This is a genomic window from Pseudomonas sp. S2_A05, assembly GCF_054668485.1.
In genome coordinates, this window is the sequence record NZ_CP162775.1 from 101,916 (window position 1) to 124,943 (window position 23,028).

18 protein-coding genes and 3 pseudogenes are annotated in these 23,028 nt (G+C 61.6%); 9 read left to right on the forward strand and 12 right to left on the reverse strand.

Annotated elements, in window-relative coordinates:
• The 7 genes and pseudogenes from AB4O12_RS00505 to AB4O12_RS00535 all read right to left on the reverse strand — a co-directional run bounded on the left by AB4O12_RS00505 (position 1) and on the right by AB4O12_RS00535 (position 9,379).
• On the reverse strand, positions 1-1,119 hold the full coding sequence (locus tag AB4O12_RS00505) for a succinylglutamate desuccinylase/aspartoacylase family protein (protein WP_353188892.1): 1,119 nt from the start codon (positions 1,117-1,119) through the stop codon (positions 1-3).
• 26 nt (positions 1,120-1,145) lie between these two features.
• The gene (locus tag AB4O12_RS00510; RefSeq protein ID WP_042608233.1) at positions 1,146-1,856 is read right to left on the reverse strand and encodes an ABC transporter permease; all 711 of its coding nucleotides are present in this window, start codon (positions 1,854-1,856) and stop codon (positions 1,146-1,148) included.
• Positions 1,853-2,581 carry an ABC transporter permease gene (locus tag AB4O12_RS00515; RefSeq protein ID WP_016771383.1) on the reverse strand — a complete coding sequence of 243 codons (729 nt, stop codon included), beginning with the start codon at positions 2,579-2,581 and terminating at the stop codon, positions 1,853-1,855. Before AB4O12_RS00515 ends, AB4O12_RS00510 begins: the two co-directional genes overlap by 4 nt.
• A 56-nt stretch (positions 2,582-2,637) precedes the next feature.
• Positions 2,638-3,421: pseudogene (locus AB4O12_RS00520) on the reverse strand (transporter substrate-binding domain-containing protein).
• 372 nt (positions 3,422-3,793) lie between these two features.
• A complete protein-coding gene (locus AB4O12_RS00525) occupies positions 3,794-5,482 on the reverse strand; it encodes an ATP-dependent DNA ligase (RefSeq protein ID WP_252877599.1) in 1,689 nt (562 codons plus the stop codon).
• Positions 5,479-6,513, reverse strand: a complete 1,035-nt coding sequence (locus AB4O12_RS00530) for a ligase-associated DNA damage response exonuclease (RefSeq protein ID WP_236168029.1) — start codon at positions 6,511-6,513, stop codon at positions 5,479-5,481. Before AB4O12_RS00530 ends, AB4O12_RS00525 begins: the two co-directional genes overlap by 4 nt.
• Before the next feature lie 414 nt (positions 6,514-6,927).
• Positions 6,928-9,379, reverse strand: a pseudogene (locus AB4O12_RS00535) (penicillin acylase family protein).
• 201 nt (positions 9,380-9,580) lie between these two features.
• On the opposite strand from AB4O12_RS00535, the gene AB4O12_RS00540 reads away from it, so the two are divergent.
• Positions 9,581-10,138: a cysteine hydrolase family protein gene (locus AB4O12_RS00540; RefSeq protein ID WP_305382340.1), complete on the forward strand. Its 558-nt coding sequence runs from the start codon at positions 9,581-9,583 to the stop codon at positions 10,136-10,138.
• A gap of 146 nt (positions 10,139-10,284) precedes the next feature.
• On the opposite strand, the gene AB4O12_RS00545 is transcribed toward AB4O12_RS00540, so the two are convergent.
• The 4 genes from AB4O12_RS00545 to AB4O12_RS00560 all read right to left on the reverse strand — a co-directional run bounded on the left by AB4O12_RS00545 (position 10,285) and on the right by AB4O12_RS00560 (position 12,074).
• Positions 10,285-10,488: an SEC-C metal-binding domain-containing protein gene (locus tag AB4O12_RS00545; RefSeq protein WP_003198420.1), complete on the reverse strand. Its 204-nt coding sequence runs from the start codon at positions 10,486-10,488 to the stop codon at positions 10,285-10,287.
• 5 nt (positions 10,489-10,493) lie between these two features.
• Positions 10,494-10,979 carry an LEA/WHy family protein gene (locus AB4O12_RS00550; protein ID WP_406228403.1) on the reverse strand — a complete coding sequence of 162 codons (486 nt, stop codon included), beginning with the start codon at positions 10,977-10,979 and terminating at the stop codon, positions 10,494-10,496.
• Between the two features lie 116 nt (positions 10,980-11,095).
• Entirely contained in the window at positions 11,096-11,572 is a 477-nt protein-coding gene (locus AB4O12_RS00555) for a YchJ family protein (RefSeq protein WP_324175037.1), read from the reverse strand.
• A 4-nt stretch (positions 11,573-11,576) separates the two neighbouring features.
• Positions 11,577-12,074 (reverse strand): DUF6231 family protein, encoded by a 498-nt coding sequence (locus AB4O12_RS00560; protein ID WP_056783350.1) that lies wholly within the window; start codon positions 12,072-12,074, stop codon positions 11,577-11,579.
• A gap of 199 nt (positions 12,075-12,273) precedes the next feature.
• Here AB4O12_RS00560 and AB4O12_RS00565 point away from each other — a divergent pair, with 199 nt between their 5' ends.
• From AB4O12_RS00565 to AB4O12_RS00580, 4 genes and pseudogenes are all read left to right on the forward strand, one after another.
• Positions 12,274-12,969 (forward strand): OmpA family protein, encoded by a 696-nt coding sequence (locus tag AB4O12_RS00565; RefSeq protein ID WP_024011908.1) that lies wholly within the window; start codon positions 12,274-12,276, stop codon positions 12,967-12,969.
• Positions 12,970-13,059: 90 nt separating this feature from the next.
• A pseudogene (locus AB4O12_RS00570) lies at positions 13,060-13,781 on the forward strand (OmpA family protein).
• A gap of 160 nt (positions 13,782-13,941) precedes the next feature.
• Entirely contained in the window at positions 13,942-14,223 is a 282-nt protein-coding gene (locus AB4O12_RS00575; protein WP_016771375.1) for a DUF1145 domain-containing protein, read from the forward strand.
• Positions 14,216-14,974: a collagen-like triple helix repeat-containing protein gene (locus AB4O12_RS00580; protein ID WP_122698367.1), complete on the forward strand. Its 759-nt coding sequence runs from the start codon at positions 14,216-14,218 to the stop codon at positions 14,972-14,974. The genes AB4O12_RS00575 and AB4O12_RS00580 overlap by 8 nt, the downstream gene beginning before the upstream one ends.
• A gap of 200 nt (positions 14,975-15,174) precedes the next feature.
• Here AB4O12_RS00580 and AB4O12_RS00585 read toward each other — a convergent pair whose 3' ends face one another.
• The gene (locus AB4O12_RS00585) at positions 15,175-15,639 is read right to left on the reverse strand and encodes a CopD family protein (RefSeq protein WP_016771373.1); all 465 of its coding nucleotides are present in this window, start codon (positions 15,637-15,639) and stop codon (positions 15,175-15,177) included.
• Positions 15,640-15,736: 97 nt separating this feature from the next.
• On the opposite strand from AB4O12_RS00585, the gene dinG reads away from it, so the two are divergent.
• The 4 genes from dinG to AB4O12_RS00605 all read left to right on the forward strand — a co-directional run bounded on the left by dinG (position 15,737) and on the right by AB4O12_RS00605 (position 23,018).
• Complete coding sequence (dinG, locus tag AB4O12_RS00590) at positions 15,737-17,881, forward strand: ATP-dependent DNA helicase DinG (protein WP_024011911.1); 2,145 nt, start codon at positions 15,737-15,739, stop codon at positions 17,879-17,881.
• Positions 17,882-17,976: 95 nt separating this feature from the next.
• Positions 17,977-20,445 carry a beta-galactosidase gene (locus AB4O12_RS00595; RefSeq protein WP_460060090.1) on the forward strand — a complete coding sequence of 823 codons (2,469 nt, stop codon included), beginning with the start codon at positions 17,977-17,979 and terminating at the stop codon, positions 20,443-20,445.
• 210 nt (positions 20,446-20,655) lie between these two features.
• Entirely contained in the window at positions 20,656-21,801 is a 1,146-nt protein-coding gene (locus tag AB4O12_RS00600; RefSeq protein WP_460060091.1) for a serine hydrolase domain-containing protein, read from the forward strand.
• A 113-nt stretch (positions 21,802-21,914) separates the two neighbouring features.
• Positions 21,915-23,018, forward strand: a complete 1,104-nt coding sequence (locus AB4O12_RS00605; protein WP_305382346.1) for an OmpA family protein — start codon at positions 21,915-21,917, stop codon at positions 23,016-23,018.
• The last annotated feature ends 10 nt before the right edge of the window (positions 23,019-23,028 follow it).

A 23,028-nucleotide genomic window follows, 5' to 3' on the forward strand; every position in this document is an offset into this window, starting at 1 on the left:
TCAAGGCGAAAGTAGGTAGCCGCTGCGATAGGCCTGGGCGCCCGCGACGTGGGCGATGACCATGCCGGCAGTGGCCATGCGCCGCAGCGAGCGCGCATACAGCAGGCCGGGGGCGGTGCAATGAATGGGGGTGACCTTGTCGTGGACCGGGTCGATGATTTCTGCGATCTGCTGGCCGGCTTCCAGGTATTGGCCGGGCGTGGCGCAGTACACCAGCAGGCCGCCGACTGGTGTGGTCACCGGTTCGACCCCGGCCAGCGGCGTGGCAGGGTACGGCAGTGGCGGTTGCGGCTTGGTCTCGCCGACGATGGCATCGAACTGGATCAGATAGTCGATCAGCGCCTGACAATCGCGGCTGGCCAGCGGGTGATTGACGTCGCCCTGGCCGCGCAATTCGACGGTCACCGAGAAGCTGCCCAGCGGAATCTCGAACTGTTCGCCGAAGCGTTCGCGTAGTTGCCACCAGAGCAGGGTGAAGCACTCGTCGAACGACTGCCCGCCAGAGTCTGTAGCAAGCAGGCTGGCCTGCGCTTCCATGTAGCGCGCCAAGGGCTCGACCTGTGGCCACGCCTCGGGCGTGGTGTACAGGTGCACCACCGATTCGAAGTCGCAGTGCAAGTCCAGCACCATGTCGGCATCGCAGGCCAGGCGTTGCAGGGTCAGACGCTGGGATTGCAGTTGTGTGGTCGGCTTCTGACGGTCGAGGGCGTTGCGCAGGCTGGCACGGATCAGTTCGAGGTTGTGCTGCGCATCGTCGTTGAGTTGGCCTTCGATGGCGTTGCCGATTTCTTCGCTGAGGTCGACGAACCAGCGATTGAAGTTCTGCCCGCTCTCCAGGTCGTAACGGCCCAGCGGCACGTCCATCAGCACTTGTTCGAGGCCGACCGGGTTGGCCACCGGCACCAGGACGATTTCGCTGCGCAGGCGGCCGGCAGCTTCCAGTTCGGCCAGACGCTGTTTCAGGTGCCAGGCGACCAGCATGCCCGGCAGTTCGTCAGCGTGCAGCGACGCCTGGATGTAAACCTTGCCCTTGGCCTGCGGTGGGCCGAAGTGGAAGCTGTGAATCTGCCGTGCGGTCCCCGGCAGCGGGGCCAGCAAGTCATGGATCTGGTGGCGCATTGTTATCTCTTTTTTTCAAACCGGTGCTAGTGAGTCGGCCCGAGGAAGGCCAGCCAGCGGCGTTCGGCGAGGCGGAACAGACCGACCAGCGCAAAAGTAATGGTCAGGTAGATCAGCGCGGCGATGCCGAACGACTGGAAAGTCAGGAACGTCGCCGAGTTGGCGTCCCGCGCGACTTTCAGGATATCGGGAATGGTCGCGGTGAACGCCACCGTGGTCGAGTGCAGCATCAGAATCACTTCGTTGCTGTAGTAAGGCAACGAACGGCGCAGGGCTGACGGCATGATCACGTAGGCGTACAACTTCCAGCCGGTCAGACCGTAGGCCTTGGCCGCTTCGACTTCGCCGTGGTTCATGCTGCGAATCGCCCCGGCGAAAATCTCCGTGGTGTACGCGCAGGTGTTGAGGGCGAAGGCGAGGATCGTGCAGTTCATCGCATCGCGAAAGAAGCTGTCGAGGATCGGCTGCTCGCGTACGGCGGCGAGGCTGTAGATACCGGTGTAGCAGATCAGCAGCTGGATATACAGCGGCGTGCCCCGGAACAGGTAGGTGTAGAACTGCACCGGCCAGCGGATGTAGAAGTGCGGCGAAACCCGGGCGATCGACAGCGGAATCGAGACGATGAAGCCGATGCCGATCGACGCGGTGAGCAGCCACATCGTCATCGCCAGCCCAGTGATGTTCTGGCCGTCGGTATAAAGGAAGGCTTTCCAGTATTCCTGCAGGAGTTCGATCATCGTACGGCCTCCCGGGCACCAGCGGCGTAGCGGCGTTCGAGCCAGCGCAGGATGAAGTTCGAAGCACTGGTGATCAGCAGATAGATCAAGGCGGCGAGGACCAGAAAGTAGAACAGTTGATAGGTGCTTTTACCGGCGTCCTGGGCAGCCTTGACCAGATCGGCCAGGCCAATGATCGACACCAGCGCGGTGGCTTTGAGCATGACCATCCAGTTGTTGCCGATGCCGGGCAGGGCGAAGCGCATCATTTGCGGAAACACCACGAAGCGAAAGCGCTGGCCACGTTTGAGGCCATACGCGGTGGCGGCTTCGACCTGACCACGCGGCACCGCGAGGATGGCGCCACGGAAGGTCTCGGTGAAATACGCGCCATAAATGAAGCCCAGCGTCAGCACGCCGGCGCTGAACGGGTCGATTTCGATGTATTCCCATTCCATATAGTCGGTCAGCGACGTCAGCCAGGTTTGCAGGCTGTAGAAGATCAACAGCATCAGCACGAGATCCGGCACGCCGCGAATCAGCGTGGTGTAGAGCTGCGCGGGCAGGCGCACCAGTTTGACTTTCGACAGTTTGGCACTGGCGCCGAGCAGGCCGAGCAACACGGCCACCAGCAGCGACATCGCCGATAATTTGATGGTCATCCAGGTGCCTTGCAGCAGCAACGGGCCGAAGCCCTGCAGACTGAACGAGGCCAGCCCCAGATTTTGCAGGAGGGTTTCAAACATAAATCAGCAACCTGAGCGGATGGAAAAGGCGCCCATCGAGGATGGGCGCCGGGGCATTATTTGCCGCTGTACAGATTCAGGTCACCAAAGTGTTTCTTTTGAATCTCGGCGTATTTGCCGTCGTCGTGTAACGCTTTGATACCTTTATCCAAAAGTGCTTTCAGCTCAGTGTTACCTTTCTTGATACCGACAGCGGTTTTGGCTGGCAGCAATTCGCTGTCGACCGGCTGGCTGATTTCATAATCAGCGCCTTTTGGCGACTTCCAGAAAGCCCAGTTCGGCTTGCAGCATGTCCTGGATACCGGCGTCGAGACGACCGGAGGTCAGGTCGGAATACACCTGATCCTGGTTCTGATAAGCCTGGGTTTTCACGCCAGCCTTGTCCAGCACGGCTTTGGCGTAGGCTTCCTGAATGGTGCCTTGCTCGTAACCGACGGTTTTGCCCTTGAGTGAAGTGACGTCGGCGGTGATGCCGGAGCCTTTCTTGAACACGTAAGCGGTCGGGCCGGAAAACAGTTCGCTGGAGAAGTCGATGACCTTCTCGCGAGCCGGGGTCACGGTCATCGACGAGATCACACCGTCGAACTTGTTGGCCTTGAGGCCCGGAATCATGCCGTCGAAATCGCTTTCGACCCATTTGCACTTGACCTTCAGTTCGGCGCAGATCGCGTTGCCCAGATCGATATCGAACCCGACCAGGCTGCCATCGGCCGCTTTCGACTCGAACGGTGCGTACGAAGGGTCAACGCCAAAGCGCAGCTCTTTGTATTCCTTGGCCAGCGCGGAGCCGGCGGCCATGCACAACGCCAGTGCAGAAAGGGTCAGCAATGCTTTTTTCATTATTCAATCCCTAAGAACCAATATGAGCGCTTGTGGCGCAGAATTATTGTTACTGCAACGCTTACGACCTATAGAAAGTAGCAATTTCCGAACCAGAGTGCCGAACAGGTGTTTTAAAAGGTTGAGCGGAGAGAGGCAAGGGTAGTTGAATGCACGGAAACGGGCATTGCTGTTTGCATGCACTGTTTCGGTTCAAACGCGTAGCTCAGAGCAGGGAAAACTGTGGAAAGGAATTGTCCCCGATGACTGATCGTTCCCACGCTCCTGCGTGGGAATGCATCAACGGACGCTCCGCGTTCGGCTCTGGGGGGGACGCAGAGCGTCCCGGGCTGCGTTCCCACGCAGAGCGTGGGAACGATCAGTGAAAAGGGTTTAGGCCAACAGATCCTGAAGGGTAGCGAGGCTGTCCGCTTCTTCGACGGTCTTGTCCTTGCGCCAGCGCAGCATGCGCGGGAAACGCACGGCGATGCCGCTCTTGTGCCGGCGCGACAGGGCGATGCCTTCGAAGCCCAGTTCGAACACCAGGCTCGGTTTCACGCTGCTGACCGGGCCGAATTTCTCCACGGTGGTCTTGCGCACGATGCTGTCGACCTGACGCATCTCTTCATCGGTCAGCCCCGAATACGCCTTGGCGAACGGCACCAGCGAGCGTTGACTGGATTCCGGCGGGCCGTCCCACACGGCGAAGGTGTAATCGCTGTACAGACTGGCGCGACGACCGTGTCCGCGCTGGGCATAAATCAGTACCGCGTCGACGCTGAACGGGTCGACCTTCCACTTCCACCACACGCCCATGTCCTTGGTCCGGCCGACGCCATAAAGCGATTCGCGGGCCTTGAGCATCATGCCTTCGACGCCGAGTTTGCGTGACGCTTCGCGCTGGCGGCCGAGGTCGAGCCAGTCTTCGCCGGTCAATACGGGGGAGGGCAGCAGTACCGGGCTGTTGCAGCGCGCGATGACTTCCTCGAGTTGCGCCCGACGCTTGACCTGCGGCTGGTTGCGCCAGTCTTCGCCCTGCCATTCCAGCAGGTCGTAGGCCAGCACCACCACCGGCACTTCTTCGAGAATTTTCTTGTCGAGCGTCTTGCGACCGATGCGTTGTTGCAGCAGGGCGAACGGTTGCACGGCCGGCGGCTCATCGGATTGCGGATCGAAGGCATCTTCCGTAGTCGGATGGGTGCTCTTCCACACGACGATTTCGCCGTCGATCACCGTCCCGTCGGGCAAGCCGTGGACCAGCACATCGAACTCGGGGAAGCGCTCGGTCACCAATTCCTCGCCGCGCGACCACACCCACAGCTTGCCGTCGCGCTTGACTACTTGCGCGCGGATACCGTCCCACTTCCATTCCACCTGCCAGTCGCTGGCGGGGCCGAGCAGGGCTTCGAATTCCTCGACCGGTTGCGCCAAGGCGTGGGCAAGAAAGAACGGGTAGGGCTGGCCGCCGCGCTGGGCATGTTCGTCGGCGGATTCCGGGGCGATGAGTTTCAGGTAACTCGCGGCGTTGGGCCGGTTCGACAGATCGGTGTAACCGACCAGACGCTGAGCGACGCGTTTGCTGTCGAGGCCGGCCATCGACGCCAGGGCGCGGGTGACCAGCAACTTCGACACGCCGACGCGGAAACTGCCGGTGATCAGCTTGATGCACAGCATCAGGCTCGGCCGATCCAGTTGCGCCCACAACATCGGCAGTTGGCGCGCCAGATATTCCGGGGTTTCACCGCGAAGTGGCAGCAGCTTGTCTTCGATCCATTCGGCTAGACCGGCCTCGGAGCTGTGGGAATTTTCCGGCAGCACCAGAGAAATGGTCTCGGCCAGATCGCCGACGGCCTGATAGCTTTCTTCGAACAGCCACGGCTCCAACCCTGAAACTTCTACCGCCAGCTCACGGAGGATGCGCACCGGCACCAGTTGACGAGGCCGACCACCGGAGAGGAAATACACCGCCCATGCGGCATCTTCCGGCGCGGCCTGCGCGAAGTACACCTGCATCGCCGCCAGCTTGGCGTTGCTCGACGTGGTGGCGTCGAGTTCGGCATATAACTCGGCGAACGCTTTCATGGGGACGTCTCGGCAACGGTGGGTTCGGTGGCGATGTTGTCGTCTTCGTCATCGCCGTATTCAGTGGTGAAGCCTTGTGCATCAAGACCCTGTTCGCGCAGATGACGTACGAGCACGCCGATCGAGCCATGAGTGACCATCACCCGCTCCGCGCCGGTCTGGTTGATCGCCCAGAGCAGGCCGGGCCAGTCGGCGTGATCGGAGAGGACGAAACCGCGATCGACGCCGCGCCGCCGCCGGGTCCCGCGCAAGCGCATCCAGCCGCTGGCGAAGGCATCGCTGAAGTCGCCAAAACGGCGCATCCACGTGCTGCCGCCCGCCGACGGCGGAGCAATGACCAAAGCCTGGCGCATGATCGGATCGCTTTTTTTCACGTCGCCCGCATAGATCGTCGGCGGCAGGTACACACCGGCATCGCGGTACACACGGTTCAACGGTTCGACCGCGCCGTGGCTGAGGATCGGCCCGAGGGTTTCGTCGATGCCGTGGAGGATGCGTTGGGCCTTGCCGAAGGAATAGCAGAACAGCACGCTGGCCTTGCCGGCGGCGATATTGGCCGCCCACCACCGATTGATCTCGGCGAAGATCTGCGCCTGCGGCTGCCAGCGGTAGATAGGCAGGCCGAAGGTCGATTCGGTGATGAAGGTGTGGCAGCGCACCGGTTCGAATGGGGCGCACGTGCCATCCGGCTCGACCTTGTAATCCCCCGACGCGACCCAGACTTCGCCGCCGTATTCCAGGCGCACCTGCGCCGAACCGAGGACATGCCCGGCGGGGTGAAAGCTCAGGGTCACGCCGTGATGGGTCAGGCGCTGGCCGTAGTCGAGTGTTTGCAACTGGATGTCCTGACCCAGACGCGCGCGCAGAATCCCGGCGCTGGCGCTGCTCGACAGGTAGTGCTGATTACCGGTGCGCGCGTGATCGCCATGGGCATGGGTGATCACCGAACGCTCGACCGGCCGCCACGGATCGATATAGAAATCTCCGGCGGGGCAGTAGAGACCTTCAGGTCGGGCAATAACAAGATCCATGTCGTGACCGGAATGGGGGGCTTGTTAGCTATGAGGCGGGCGTGAGGCTGGAAGTTCGATCGGCTTTGAAGCGCTACCCTTACCCCAGCCCTCTCCCAGAGGGAGAGGGGGCCGACCGAGGTGTCTGGTGAGGTACATCGACCTGGGGGACCGAGTTGAATATGGATCCGGCACAGCCTTGAACCTGATCCAATGTTGGATTCACCTCGCTTTGTAGAGGGGCCGACCGAGGTGTCTGGTGAGGTACATCGACCTGGGGGGCCGAGTTGAATATGGATCCGGCACAGCCTTGAGCCTGATCCAATGTTGGATTCACCATCTCTCTTTCAGGTCGGCGCAAGACCCAAGCATCCCCCAATCAGTCCCCTCTCCCCTCCGGGAGAGGGCTAGGGTGAGGGGCTGTTGATCTTTGCTCTATTTCCCGGGGGTGAGGGTCAAGCGGGTCTTGCCATACACCCGATCAAAGTTCTGCGGCTGCATCGGCAAGCCGATGTACTGACCTTTCAGCCATGCATCGATCCCGTTCAGGTAGTTCGGACTCAGTGGATTGCCCGACTGCCCCGTACCGTTCTGCGCCATCAGTGGCTCGCTCTGGCCGAAGTCGACGATAAAACGCATCGACGGCGCGCGCGTGGTAACGAAGTCCTGGCCCCAGGCAAACGCCGAGTTGTTCAGCGTGGTGTGATCGCCACCGGCTGCCAGTGGTCCGCGCACGGTCTGGCCGTTGCTGTTTTTCCACGCATAGCTGTGCAATTTGCCCCACTGCCAGGCGCGATGATCGCCGCCCAACTGGCTGTCACCGGCAGTAATCGCCGCAGCGAGGCTACGGGCGAGAATCACGGATTTGTCTTCCTTCTGCGGCGTGCGCAGGTCATCCCAGAACGGACTGTCCTCACGCCCCAAGAGATGATCGGCCTGCGCCGCGTAGGACAGATCGCCATTGGCGACAAAGGCCTTCCACGCCGGGCTCGACTCAGGACCCAGTTCATCGAGGAAGATCTGCTTCATGCTTTCCTGCAGAAACAGTTCATAAATCGCCGCATCCGCCGAGGTCGGGCTGAGCTTGCCGTCGAACGCCATCAAGCGCGTGAAGGCTTCACGGGCTTTGCTGCGCTCAGCGTCCGGCAGGGCGTCGATCGCCTGTTTCAGCGGTTGCTTCATCCCCGGTGCTTCGAAGACTTTTTTCAGCTTGGCGGCGAACGTGGTGGTCTGGTCGTACTGCATGGCGATCACGCTGCGGCTGTCGTGCTTGCCGCTGCCGGCCATTTCCGCCAGGCGCTCGCCGCGCTCCGGTGCCGCCCAGGATTTCGACAACTGCATGCCGTAGCCGTCGGGAATTACACGCTGGTTGGCGGTGCCGAGCCAGCCTTGTGCCGGGTCCTGATCGTAGGGGTGCAGCATCGGGTCGGCGTAACCGTCCCAGTCGTAGCGACCGTCCCAACCCGGCGAGGGCAGCAGGCCTTCACCTTCGCGACGGTTGGGGAAGCGCCCGGTGACTTGCCAGCCGATATTGCTTGCATCGGCAAAGACCAGATTCAGGGTAATGGCGCGGATTTCACGGCTGGCGTCTCGAGGCGCGCTCGACGTTCTGCGCGCGGGTCAGGTCGAAGAAGGCATCCAGGGTTTTGTCGTCAGTGAAGCTTGGCGTCTGCAAGGCGAGGCCGAAACCGTTGCCTTGCGCCGCTGCCTGGGCACTGTTGAGCAGCGCGCCGTGGCGGGTTTCGTACACGGCTTCGCGAATCGGCCGCTGGCCTTTGACGAAATAGGTTTCGTTGCGCACGCCCAACGGCTGCCATTTGCCGTTGACTTCATAAGTGAGGCTGCTGCCCTGACGGCGGATTTTCTCGAGGAACAGGTCCTGATTGTCGCCGAGCACGCTGGTCATGCTCCACGCCACTTTGCCGTTGAAGCCGCCGAGCACCATCGGCAGACCGGCAACCGTGACGCCGGCTGCCTGATATTTCGGCGCGCGGATCTGCACGAAACTCCACAACGACGGCGCTGCCAGCGGCCCGTGCGCATCGCTGGCCAGCAGGCTCTTGCCGCTACGGCTGCGTTGCGGGGCGATTGCCCAGTTGTTCGCAGTCGGCGTGGCGAGCAGGTTCAGCGCCGACAGTTGCTGGCTGGCGCTGCTCAGTTCGGTCAGCCCCGGAATCTGCCCATTGAGCTTGAGGCCTTGCAGCTTGTCGGCTTCAGCCACTGGCAGGTTTTCATCAGGCGCCGACGGGCTCAGCCAGGCGAGTTTGTCAGTGGTCACGGTTTGCGCGAGCACCAGCGACTGGATTTCCTCCGGCAGGTTGGCCGACTGGCTGAAATTCAGCAGGGCGAAAATCAGCGCCGAATCTTCCGGTTTCCAGTATTCGGGCTTGTAACCGCTGGCGGCGAGGTCGCCCGGCAACTTGTCGGCATAGCGGAACAGATAAGCGTTGACGCCTCGTGCGTAGACTTCGAAGAAGCGCTTGAGCCGTGGCGACGAGGCCTTGTACAGCTCGCCGGCGCTCTTCTTCAGATTGACCGCGCGCATGTAGCGGTCGGCATCGAGCATCGACGCGCCGGACATTTCCGCCAGCCGGCCCTGGGCCAACAGGCGCAGGGTGACCATCTGGTTGATGCGGTCGCTGGCGTGGACATAGCCGAGGCTGAACAGCGCGTCATGGAAGCTGTTGCTCTCGATCAACGGCATGCCCATCGCATTGCGCCGCACCGACACGCTCTGCGCCAGGCCCTTGAGCGGTTGTACGCCGGAGGTCGGCGGCAGGCTGTCCTGGGCGTTCCAGGTCTGGCAACCGGACAGGCCGAGAACACCGGCCACTGCTGCGGCAACGCCGAACCGGGGAAGAAAATGTGTAAGGGCTGGCGAGGCCATGGCGAAGCTCCTGCGGGGGTATAAGGCTGGGGGCGCAATAAAGCCGCTACGTTAGTGACGGCGCGAGGGCCGCGCAAGCGGGGCGAGTGGTTATTTATGCAGTTGTCGGCTGATCGGTCAGAGGCGTGACAGTTGCTTGTGGGAAAGCGCTGATGTTGAACTGCGGAATGAGTCCCCAGACCTGTCAGGAGAAAGATCGCTATGGAGCTTCAAAGCAACGCTGCGCTGATCATCATCGACCAGCAGAAAGGCATTCTGCATCCGCGTCTGGGGCGGCGGAATAATCCTCAGGCCGAAGAGCGAATGCTTGAGTTATTGGCGCTGTGGCGCCTGCGCGGGCGCCCGGTGATTCACGTGCAGCATTTGTCGCGCTCACCTGACTCGGTGTTCTGGCCGGAGCAGGACGGAGTCGAGTTTCAAGAGCGTTTTGTCCCTCAGGGCGGGGAATGGCTGATCCAGAAACAGGTGCCGGACGCGTTTTGTGCCAGTGGGCTGGAGGCGCAGTTGCGTGAGGCCGGGATCGGGCAACTGATCATCGTTGGTGTGGCGACCAATAACTCTGTTGAGTCGACGGCGCGCACTGCGGGCAATCTGGGTTTCGACACATGGGTGGCAGAGGATGCGTGCTTTACCTTCGACAAAGCCGATTATTTCGGCAAACCGCGTACCGCTGAAGAGGTGCACGGGATGTCGCTGGGCAATCTGCATGGGGAGTATGCGACGGTGGTCGGCTCTTCACAGATTCTGGCGGCGGGCTGAAATTTTGTAGCGTATGTGCCGCCGCCTTCGCGAGCAGGCTCGCTCCCACATTCGAGCGCATTTCGTCAGAAGGAATGCAATTCACTGTGGGAGCGAGCCTGCTCGCGAAGCGGTGTGTCAGGCGAAGAAGATCTTCGCCCGTGACATCAAGCGCCGTGGCACTTCTTGAATTTCTTGCCGTTGCCGCATGGGCAAGGGTCGTTGCGGCCGACGTCTTTCAGGGCGTTGCGCACCGGTTCCTGGTGGGCGTGGCCGCAGTTCGGGCCGTGGACATGGCCATGGTCGTGATCATGATGGTGGTCATGATCGTGGTTGCAGTCAGGGCCATGGACATGGGGTTGCTGGGTCATCGAGGTCACTCCGGAGTTAGATCGGCGGGGATTATCACGCCATTGCGCTCAAGGTGCACGTAGTGGGCGATGAATAAACCGGTTTCCATTTCCCCCTGCAATCGATAGGGAATCTGCTGGTTCGGATTTTTCAGCAGTTTCACCACCTGTTTGACCTTCGGCCACAGGTTGGTGCGGATCGGCACTTTGAAGTAAGCGCTGCGCTTTGGCCCGACGGTAAACCAGTGCTCATGCTCGCCCTCGGTGAGCAGCATGTCCGCCAGGTGAATCCGGTATTCGAGGCCGCGCACGGTCAGATCGCTGTCGTTGGAATTGTCGACGCGAAAGTGCAGGATGAATTTTTGCTCGAGCAGTTTGGCCCGCACCACCTCGACTTTCACCAGATGCACGGCAGGCTCGACGCTGTCATCGCTGAACCACGAGGCACAGCCGCCGAGGTTTACGATCAGCATCAACAGCAGGAAATGTAATGTGCGCCGACGACCGAGCATGAAATTGACTCCCTTTGTGCCCAGTCTAGACCTTAAAAGATTTCAGCCTTCGGCTAATCCCGTGTAGGAGCGGCCGAAGGCTCGGGCCGCGATCGGACGATCTTTTGATCTTCAGCTCAAGCGCCGAAATAACCCGAACAACACTTCTTGAACTTCTGGCCGCTGCCACACGGGCAGCCGTCATTGCGCCCCAGCTTCATCTGCACCGTGGGATCGATGAAGTACCAGCGCCCGGCGTTTTGTACAAAGGATGAGCGCTCGCGATGGCTGTGCTCGCCCTGGCTGTCATGCCAGCGTGCGGTGAAGGTCACAAAAGCGTGTTCCGGCTGGCCGCCGAACACTTCCGAGCTTTCCACCTCAAGACCAAGCCAGGTGCTTTGCGCACTCCAGTCGCTGATCGATTGTCGGTTCAGCCCCGCCTGCTGCGCGGGCAGGGTGGTCGCCACCAGATAGTCGATCAGGCCCAGCACATAAGCGCTGTAGCGCGAACGCATCAAGGCTTCGGCACACGGCGCCGGGTGGCCGTCATGATAAGGGCCGCAGCAGGCATCCAGCAGATTGCCGCTGCCGCAAGGGCAAATGGCTGTACTCATTGCATTACCACCAGTATTTCCCGAAGTTTTCCGGATTGGCCCAGAAGCGTGAATTGAGCCAGTCGGGGACTTGTTTGTAGTCAAGCAGATCGTAGGTGAACAGGGTCAGCACCTGCGCGTCGCGCTGAAAACGCTCGCTGGCCTGCAGTGCCAGCGAATAGAAATCGGTTTCCTGCCAGCCACTGGCGGCCAGATCCGCCAGCACCGCGATGCGACTGGCGTTGAGATTGCGGATGCCGCCCAACAGATTCAGGCCATCGCGTTTGGGCAAATGTTCCAGGCAATCGACTACCAGCGCCAGATCGAAGCGTTGCGCAGCCAATTCGGCGGGCAACGCGCCGGGCGCGGCATGAGCGACCACGGTGTCTGGATGCGCGTCCTTGAAAGCGCTCAAGGCGGGAAACTCGCTGGCGCCGATCAGCAGCAGTCGGGCCGGGGCGTAGCGATCCAGCAAAGCGGCCAACGCCTGTTGTGGCGTGCGCGAAGAAATGGCGACGTTCATCGAAGCTCCTCAGTCAGACCGCCAAGACTAGCCTGCCAGACCGCGTCGGCAAAGCGCCCGGTGGCGGCGGTTTTCGCCCAAAGAGGCAAACCCCTTTGAACACGGTCGCAAACAGCGGTGGCCTATTGCTGGCGGAGATTAAAACTCCGGTCTTTACTCCCTGAATCGGTTTTAAGCCGATCCCTCAGGAGAAAACTAGATGAGCATAGTTCGGACAGCATTACCCTTGGTTCTGCTAACCAGTGTGTTGACTGGTTGCGCAGGTTTGCAGAAAACCGACTGGCCGACCTGTGCGGCGGTCGGTGGTGTGGTCGGCGCCGGTCTCGGTGCGACGGAAAGCGCATCGTGGGCTGGCTACGGTGCGCTGCTGGTCGGCGGTACGGCAGCGGCCTATTGCTGGGTTCATGGTGATGGCGATGAAGACGGCGATGGCGTGCCGGACAGTCGCGACAAGTGCCCGGGTACGCCTAAAGGCGTGCAGGTCGATGCTGACGGTTGCCCGCCACCAACGCCTGCGCCAGTGGTCGAAGAAGCGGTTGTGGTCAAGGAAGAAACCATCGTCATTCGTGATGTGCATTTCGAGTTCGACAAAGCCACGCTGACCGGCCCTGACAAGCAAGTGCTGGACAAGGTCGCCGATCGCTTGAAACAGGAATCCTCTACCGCGCAACTGACCGTGACCGGTCACACCGACAGTGTCGGCAGCGATGCCTACAACAAGAAACTGTCGGATCGTCGTGCGCACTCGGTGGTGGAATACCTGATCCAGCAGGGTGTACCGCGTGCCAGCTTCGTTTCGGTGTCGGGCCTTGGTGAAAGCCAGCCTGTGGCTGACAACAAGTCGGCTGATGGTCGTGCACAGAACCGTCGCACCGAAATCAAAATCGTCCGCTAGCCCCTCTCGCATCCGCGGCTTGTGCAGTCGCGGATGCGGGTCTTTACTCCTGTGTAACCGGTATGGGCCGGTACACAGGAGCGTTCACAAATGCGTCTTTTCTCAAGGTCCGTCTTGCCGGTGCTGCTGCTTGGCAGCTTGCTCACCGGTTGTGCCACTCACAGCGATGGCACCGCCCCCTCAATCAACGTACGTGGCCGATCTGCAGCCTGCTTGGCGGTCTGGTCGGCGGCGGTCTTGGCGCCATTGAAAGCGCCGGCTGGGCCGGCGGCGGCGCGGCATTGGGTATCGTCACCGGCGGGCTGATCTGTTACGCCCAGGATGGCGACGAAGATAGCGACGGCGTCTTCGACCGCCGCGACCGCTGCCCGGACACTCCGGAAAACACCGAAGTCGATCACCGTGGCTGCCCGCTGCCGCAATATCCGGTGGCAGTCAAACCGGTCGAACCGGCGCCGCAATCTGAAGTGATCACCTTGAGCGATGCCGGCAACGTGCTGTTCGATTTCGACAAGTCCGATCTGACCCCGGCGGCCAAAGCCCAGCTCGACACCTTGATGGACAAGCTGCGCAATGCCGATGTGGTCAGCATCAAGGTCATCGGGCACACCGACAGTAAAGGCTCCGACGCCTATAACCAGGCTTTGTCCGAGCGGCGCGCGAGCAGTGTCGCAGCGTATCTGTTGAGTCAGGGGCTGGCGCCGAACAAGCTCACCAGCGAGGGCCGAGGCGAGAGTGAGCCGGTCGCCGATAACGCCAGCGATGAAGGCCGCGCGGAAAATCGCCGGGTCGAGCTGCACATCAATCGTTAGCAACCGTCTGTAGTGCGCAGGCTAGAGCTGCCGGGTCGAGATCGTCGCCCCGGCAGCCATTTCATCCGCGTTTGCACAAATTTCATTTTTCCCTCTGGCTTATCCCCCGCAGAAGCCGGTACTGTGCGTGCAAAGAATAATTCGCAACACGGGGGAGCGTATGAAGGTGTTCTGGGGGCTGGGGCGTTTGCTGACCCTGCTGTTCTGCTGCGTGGTGCTGGCCAATCAGCTGGTGCCGTTTGTTCATCCGCTGCATCTGCTGGTGAATCTGGCCGGCGCTCTGTTGTTGCTGATTCATCTACTCGAAGTGCTGCTGTGCAACCGCAGCCTCAAAGGTCGTCCGCACCCTTGGCGTGATCGTGGCCGCATTCTGTTGTTCGGCGTTTTCCACCTGCAAACCATCCCGGCCCCGGCCGCTCCGGAGGCTTCTTCCCATGCGTAAACTCTGCCTGCTCGCTGCATTCATCAGTCCACTGGCCTGCGCCCAGGTGGTCAACGTGCAAAGCAATTCTTTGATGCGCTTGCCCAACACCACCAGCACGCTGCAACTGGAGAAACTGGAAGTCGCCGATTACGGCACCTTGCTGATCCCGTCCAACGTGACTGAATTGAACATTGATGAACTGCGTCTGGGCCACGAAGCACGTATTGCTATCGTTCCGGCTGAACAGGCGCTGGAAGTGAAGGTCAAGCGCGCTGAATTGAGCGAGGGCAGCCAGATCACCGCGCGCGGCGCCCCCGGCACTTATGAAAAAGCGGCCCGGGCCGGGCGCAATCTGAACCTGCAATTTCAGGCCCTGAGCGCGCCGCAACTGACGGTCGATGCCCGTGGCGGCAGGGGCGCGCCGGGTTTCGTCGGCCTCGACGGCGGCAACGGTGAAGATCCGGGCTGCACCTATGGTTCAGCCGGCCACGGCGCCGATGGCAGTGACGGCAGCGATGGCCAGCCAGGCGCACCGGGTGCGCTGGTGCGCCTCGCCGTACCACGGGATTTCCCGGCCGAGCTGATCAAGGTCAACGTGGCTGGCGGTGCCGGCGGCCCGGCGGGTGTCGGTGGTAAAGCAGGGAAGGGCGGCAAATCCAAGGGCTGCCTGGTGTACCGCGCAGATGGCGGCAAGAACGGCAAGGCCGGCGCGGATGGCCAGCCTGGGCCGGAGGGGGCAGCGGGTTCGGTTACCGTGCAACGGCTCTGAAACTGCGACCCACTCTCTGATCAATAAAATGCTTTGGTGAGTGAAGATCTTTGGTGAGTGAAATTATGTGGCGAGGGGATTTATCCCCGCTGGGTCGCGAAGCGGCCCCGCTCTAAAAATCAAAAGCGGGACTGCTACGCAGCCCAGCGGGGATAAATCCCCTCGCCACAACTGTGTTCACAGCAGAAAAATAGTGCGATTCAGAGCATCGGTCTCGCCGCCGCTACCGCCACCAGCACCAACCCGACCAGCAGATTAAGCCCCACCACCCGCCGAATCCGCCCCAGCACTGCCGCACCCGCCGGCCAATCCTTCGCCTCAACCGCCTTGCGCAACTCCGGCAGCATCAGCCCTTGAATGCGGATGAACAGCGCCGTCATCACCACGTACAAGCCGATCATCACCTGCACATACTTCGGCGCGGTCTCGAAGCCGACCTGCTGCAGATGCAGCATGCCCACGCCGCTGATCGGCAACAGGATCACCGCGACCCAGACCCAACGGAAAAAACCTTGAAACACTTCCACCCACAGGGTCAGGCGAGCGGGGCCGTCCAGAGCCTTCACAGCCGCAGGGCGCAAGACCATCCAGGCGAAAAACATACCGCCGACCCACACCAGAGCGGCGAGGACATGCAGGGGGTAAACGAGGCTAAAAGGTGTCATTGGGTCACTCCGTTCTGCGCGGGATCGATTAGCGGGGTATGATAGCCGCCGAATCAAACCACTGAAAATTTATCCAGCGTTTTGCGCCCGACACTCAATGATCAGCACTGAACTCAAAACCACGATCCAGGGCGCCTATTCGCGTTTTCTAGAGGCCAAGAGCCTCAAGCCGCGTTACGGCCAGCGCCTGATGATCGCCGAAATCGCCAAGGTCCTCGGGGATATCGACACCGATGACGAAGGCCGGCGCAGTGGCGACCCCGCGATTGTCGCGGTGGAAGCCGGCACCGGTACCGGCAAGACGGTGGCCTACAGCCTGGCGGCGATCCCTACGGCGAAACTGGCCGGCAAGCGTTTGGTGATAGCCACCGCGACCGTCGCCCTGCAAGAGCAGATCGTCTACAAGGATCTGCCCGACCTGATGCGCAACAGCGGGCTGAATTTCAGTTTTGCCCTGGCCAAGGGCCGTGGTCGCTACATGTGCCTGTCCAAGCTCGACATGCTGTTGCAGGAAGGCCACGCACAAACCGCCACCGCGCAGCTGTTCGAAGAAGAAGGCTTCAAGATCGAAGTCGACGAGGCCAGTCAGAAGCTGTTCACCAGCATGATCGAAAAGCTCGCCGGCAATAAATGGGACGGCGACCGCGACAGCTGGCCGAACGCGCTGGAAGACGCCGACTGGGCGCGCCTGACCACCGATCACAGCCAGTGCACCAACCGTCATTGCCCGAACTTCGGCCAGTGCGCTTTCTACAAGGCTCGCGAAGGCATGGGCAAGGTTGACGTGATCGTCACCAACCACGACATGGTCCTGGCTGACCTGGCACTGGGCGGCGGCGCCGTGTTGCCGGATCCGCGCGACACCATTTACGTGTTCGACGAAGGTCACCACCTGCCGGACAAGGCCATCGGCCACTTCGCTCACTACACGCGCCTGCGTTCCACCGCCGACTGGCTGGAAACCACCGCCAAGAATCTGACCAAGCTGCTGGCCCAGCATCCGTTGCCGGGCGATCTCGGCAAGCTGATTGAGCAGGTGCCCGAGCTGGCGCGGGAGATCAAGACCCAGCAGCAGTTCATGTTCACCGCCTGCGAGCAGATCGCCGATTTCAAACCCGGCGAAGACGTCGAAGGCCGCGAGCGCCCGCGTCATCGCTTTGTCGGCGGGGTGATTCCCGAGGATATGCGCGAGATGGGCATCGAGCTGAAAAAAGGCTATTCGCGCCTAAACGACCTGTTTCAACGCCTGACCGACCTGCTCAAGGAAGGCATGGACGGCGAGGTCAACATCGGCATCGCCAGCAATCAGGCCGAAGAATGGTATCCGCTGTTCGGCAGCCTGTTGTCCCGCGCTTCCGGCAACTGGGAATTGTGGACCGCGTTCACCGCCGAAGACCCGGAAGACAGCCCGCCCATGGCACGCTGGCTGACCCTGGCCGAAAGCGGCTCGCTGTTCGATATCGAGGTCAACGCCAGCCCGATTCTGGCGGCGGAAACCTTGCGTCGCAGTTTGTGGAACGTCGCTTACGGCTGCCTGGTGACCTCGGCGACGCTGACGGCGCTGGGCACTTTCGACCGTTTCCGCATGCGCGCCGGTCTGCCGAAAAAAGCTGTCACAGCGGTGGTGCCGAGCCCGTTCCATCATGCCGATGCCGGCGTGCTGCGCGTGCCGGATCTCAAGGCCGACCCGCGCGATGCCGCCGCCCACACGGCGGCGATCATTCGCGAGCTGCCCGATCTGGTGGAAGGTTCACGAGGCACACTGGTGCTGTTCTCCTCGCGCAAGCAAATGCAGGACGTATTCGACGGTCTCGACCGCGACTGGCGCAAGCAAGTGTTCATTCAGGGCAACCTGTCGAAACAGGAAACCCTGAACAAGCACAAGGCGCGGGTCGATGGCGGTGATTCCAGCGTGCTGTTCGGGCTGGCCAGTTTTGCCGAAGGTGTCGATTTGCCGGGGGCCTACTGCGAGCACGTGGTGATCGCCAAGATTCCGTTCTCGGTGCCCGATGATCCGGTTGAGGCCGCGTTATCGGAGTGGATCGAGGCGCGCGGTGGCAATCCGTTCATGGAAATCTCCGTGCCCGATGCCTCGCTGAAACTGGTCCAGGCCTGCGGCCGTCTGCTGCGCACCGAAGAAGACCGCGGCACCATCACCTTGCTCGACCGGCGTCTGGTCACTCAGCGCTACGGCAAGGCGATCCTCAATGCGTTGCCTCCTTTCCGTCGTGAAATATCCTGAGACACGGGTGGGCCGATTGGCCCGCCGCGTTGTCTATCTCTCTGCCACCGCTTTTCCACTGGCCTTGACTGGTCGTTAGGGAGAACTCCGTTCTTATGATCCGCCGTTCGTTGCCCGCTGTTTTCGCCTTGATCTTTGCCGCGCCGTTGCTGGCGGCCCCTGCCGGTCAGCAGACGCTGTTCAACTTCGTGCGCCCGGCCGACGTGGTCAAGGTCGCCACGGAAAACGCCGACCTGCCACAGGCCAATGCCGAACAGACCGCCGAAGGTGAAGTACTGCGTCGGGTGACGTTCAACCCGGTGGCCCGGCCGACCTTGCGCCTGACCCCGCAGACCGGCGCTTGGGACTGGTCGCAGTCCGACATGATGACCCTGCGTCTGCAAAGTGCGATGAATTGGGCGGTCACAGTCTATGTGCAGATCCAGAGCAACGATGGCCGCACTCTGGTCAGCCGCGTCGATCTGCCGGCCGGCCCCGCGCAGACCTTGCTGGTGCCGCTGGTGGCTTCGACGCCGCTGAGCCAGGGCATGAAAGCCGGGCCGCCGATGCCGATGACCGTCGATGGCCAACGCATCCTGCTGGCCAGCAGCACTGGCGAGATCGACCGCAGCCAAGTGGTCTCGGTGAGTCTGTCGATGGATCAGCCGAAAGTTGCGCAGAGCCTGTTGCTCGAGCGGTTCGGCGTGCAGGACGGCGAATCGGTGACGCGGGCGGTGTACGGCAATCTGGTCGACGCCTACGGTCAGTCAACCCGTAGTAAATGGCCGGAAAAAGTCAGCAGCGACGAACAACTGAAAAGCGCCGCCAGCAAAGAGCAGCAACAGCTGAATACGTGGCTGGCCGAGCGTGAAAAGGCTTCGCTGGACAAGTTCGGCGGCTGGAACAAAGGCCCGGCGTTCAAGGCCAGCGGATTCTTCCGCACGGAAAAACGCGATGGCCGCTGGTATCTGGTGACCCCCGAAGGCCACCCGTTCTATTCGTTGGGCGTCAACACCGTCAGCGCGCAGGTCAACCAGACCTACGTCGCCGGCCGTGAATCCATGTTTGAATCGTTGCCTAAGAACGACGACCCGCTGGCCGCGCATTTCGGTGAGGGTGACAACCGTGGCGGCAATGGCGCCGACCAGGGGCGTGGCTACGGCAACGGCCGCTGGTACGACTTCTATGGCGCCAATCTGCAACGCCTGTACGGCGAACCGTGCAAGGCAGACAGCGACAATAAGGCCGGGATTGCCGAAGCGGCGAAGGCTGGGGCGGCTGAGGCCGGTTCGGTGCAGGCCGCTGAAACCGCAGCGGTGCCTGCCGAGCCAAAATCCGGTATTGCCGAAGCGGCGCAGACCGATGCGGTGCAAGCGTCCAGCGCGCAAACCACTCCGTGCACAGCCGCAATTGATGAAGAACGCTGGACCCGGCATACCCTCGATCGGCTGCAAGCCTGGGGCTTCAACACAGTGGGCAACTGGAGCGCGCCGTCGCTGGCGGATGCTGAACGCGTGCCGTACACCTTGCCGCTGTCGATCGTCGGCGATTACACCAGCATCAGCACCGGCAGCGATTGGTGGGGTGGCATGCCGGATCCGTTCGATCCGCGTTTCGCCATGGCCACCGAGCGCGCCGTGGCCATCGCCGCCCGCGATCACCGTGACGATCCGTGGCTGATCGGTTATTACGCCGACAACGAACTGGCCTGGGCCGGCCCTGGCGACGATCCGAAAGCTCGCTACGCGCTGGCCTACGGCACGTTGAAAATGACCACCGACGTGCCGGCCAAACGCGCCTTTCTCAAGCAATTGCGCGACAAGTACCGCAATCAGGCCGGACTGTCCAAGGCCTGGGGCATCGAGTTGCCGGCGTGGGAATTGATGGAAGACCCTGGCTTCGTGCCGCCACTGCCGAACCCGGAGCATCCGGAGATCGAAGCGGATTTCAAATACTTCCAGAAGGTCTTCGCCGATACCTATTTCAAGACCATTTCCGATTCGCTGAAATGGCACGCGCCGAACCAGATGCTCCTGGGCGGTCGCTTCGCCACCAGTACGCCTGAAGCCGTGGCGTCCTGCGCGCAGTATTGCGATGTGTTGAGCTTCAACATGTACACGCTCAAGCCGCAGGACGGCTACGACTTCGCCGCGCTGGCAGCCCTGGACAAACCGGTGCTGATCACCGAATTCAACTTCGGCTCGGCCGACCGAGGTCCTTTCTGGGGCGGCGTGACGCAGCTGGCCAACGAGGAAGATCGCGGCCCGGCCTATGCCAACTTCCTCAAACAGGCGCTGAGCGAACCGTCGATTGTCGGCGTGCACTGGTTCCAGTATCTGGACCAACCGGTGACCGGGCGTTTGCTCGACGGCGAGAACGGCCATTTCGGTCTGGTAGGTGTGACCGATCTGCCGTATCAGGGATTTGTCGAGGCAGTGCGCAAAAGCAATCTGCAGGCGCTTGAGCAACTGGGCAAGGAGGCGCAGAAAACCCCGGCTGCGGAAGTTGAAGGCGGGCGCAAGGCCGAGGCTGGCAAAGCTGCGGAGGCTGCACAGGCGGGTGGGCATTCGGGGAATGGTCACTAGGTTTCAGACCGCGTTATCGTTCTTCGCGAGCAGGCTCGCTCCCACACTGGATATCAACAGCAGCGGAGATCCCCTGTGGGAGCGAGCCTGCTCGCGAAGGGATCGCCACAAATTGCCGATCAACCGTCTGGCCCGCGCCTGTTCCCAAATCCCTCAAGGGCTGGAACAATGCGGGCCACTTTGTAGAGCGTTTTCGCGGGGGAGTTGCGGGTGCAGATTCAGGGACATTACGAGCTTCAATTCGAAGCGGTGCGCGAGGCTTTCGCCGCACTGTTCGACGATCCCCAGGAACGCGGCGCAGCCCTGTGCATCCAGGTCGGTGGAGAAACCGTCCTCGACCTCTGGTCCGGTACTGCCGACAAGGACGGCGCCGAAGCCTGGCACAGCGATACCATCGCCAACCTGTTTTCCTGCACCAAGACCTTCACCGCCGTTACCGCGCTGCAACTGGTGGCTGAAGGCAAGTTGCAACTCGATGCCCCGGTTGCCCGCTACTGGCCGGAATTCGCCGCCGCCGGCAAAGAATCCGTCACCCTGCGCCAATTGCTCTGCCATCAGGCCGGCTTGCCGGCGCTGCGCGAACTGCTCGCCCCTGAAGCCCTTTACGACTGGCAAACCATGGTCGACGCCCTCGCCGCCGAAGCGCCATGGTGGACGCCGGGCACCGGTCACGGTTATGCCGCGATCACCTACGGCTGGCTGGTCGGCGAATTGCTGCGCCGCGCTGACGGGCGTGGGCCGGGCGAGTCGATCGTCGCTCGGGTCGCCAAACCGTTGGGCCTGGATTTCCATGTGGGCCTGGCCGACGAAGAGTTTCATCGCGTGGCGCACATCGCCCGTGGCAAGGGCAACGCCGGCGACGCTGCGGCTCAGCGTCTGCTGCAAGTGACCATGCGCGAACCGACGGCCATGACTACCCGCGCCTTCACCAATCCGCCGTCAGTGCTGACCAGCACCAACAAGCCGGAATGGCGCCGCATGCAGCAACCGGCGGCCAACGGCCACGGCAACGCGCGCAGTCTCGCCGGGTTCTATGCCGGCCTGCTCGATGGCAGCCTGCTCGAGAGCGAAATGCTCGAAGAGCTGACCCGCGAGCACAGCCTTGGCGATGACAAGACCTTGCTCACCCGCACCCGTTTCGGCCTCGGCTGCATGCTCGATCAACCGGACGTGCCCAACGCCACCTACGGCCTCGGACCACGCGCGTTCGGTCATCCGGGAGCGGGCGGCTCGATCGGTTTTGCTGATCCGGAGCACGATGTGGCTTTCGGTTTCGTGACAAATACCCTGGGGCCTTACGTTTTGATGGATCCGCGTGCACAAAAGCTGGCGCGGTTGCTTGCCACTTGTCTGTAAAGCTTCAACAGAGGTTCCGGGGTCGGAACCTCGAAGGGATTTTCGTTTCAAAACGGCTGTTTATCCGGGCGAAAGTGCTCTGATTTTTCATTACTTCATTTTGTGGATTTTCAATGTCATCTAAAAAGACCCTCGCCCTGGCCCTGTGTGTAGCGATCACCGGTTGCGCACAGACTCCGAAAAACGATGCAGACGGCGGCAGTTGGTGGCCGTTCGGTTCTTCCGACAAAGTCGCGGCCAAAGATTCGGCCCCGGCTCCGGCTCCGTTGAAACCGGCGGCGACTGCGCCAGTGGCCAAGACCGAAAGCAGCAACCCGTGGTACTGGCCGTTCGGTTCCAGCGATGAAGCGGTCAAGGCTGATCTGAAAGCCGAGGTCAAACCTGAAGCCAAACCGGTCGAGGTGGCCAAAGCCGAGGCGCAGTCCAATGGCAAATGGTGGTGGCCGTTCGGCGGCAAGGATCAGCCAACCGCCAAAGCCGTGCCGATGCCCGATCCGAAGGTGACTCAGGCCTGGCTGGATGACTACGAACCGCGTCTGCGTGAAGCGGTGAAGGACAGCAATCTGCAACTCGAACGTCGCGACAATGTGCTGGTAGTGACGGCGCCGGTCGAAGGCTCGTTCAACCCGGATCGCCCGGCGATGCTGCTGCCGGTCACTCTTGGCCCGTTCACTCGCGTAGCGAAAATCCTTGAAGCCGACCCGAAAACCGCAGTGCTGGTGCTCGGTCACAGTGACACCAGCGGTGCCGCACCGGCCAACGTCAAGCTGAGTCAGGAACGTGCACAATCGGTGGCAGCGATCTTCCGCCTCAGCGGCTTGCAACGTGATCGCCTGATGCTGCGCGGCATGGGTTCCGAAGCGCCGCGTGCGGCCAACGACAGCGTTGAAGGCCGCGCCTTGAATCGTCGTGTCGAGCTGCTGGTGACTCCGCAGAACACCATGGTTGCACTGCTGAGCAAATACAACATGCCAGCACCGAAGCCTGTAACGATGGTCGCTGCGCAAGACGTCAAGCCAGTGGCCAAACCGGTTACCCCGGCGCCTGCCGCGAAAAAAGCCGCTGTGCCGGCGGCGAAAAAGGCGCCAGCCAAGAAAACCGCCGCCAAGGCTCCTGCGAAGAAGGCACCGGCCAAGGCTCCAGCGAAAAAAACTGCACCAGCCAAAGCCGCCGCGACCGACAAGAAAGTCGCCGCAGCCGACGCCGCCAAGAAGTGATCCGCTAACG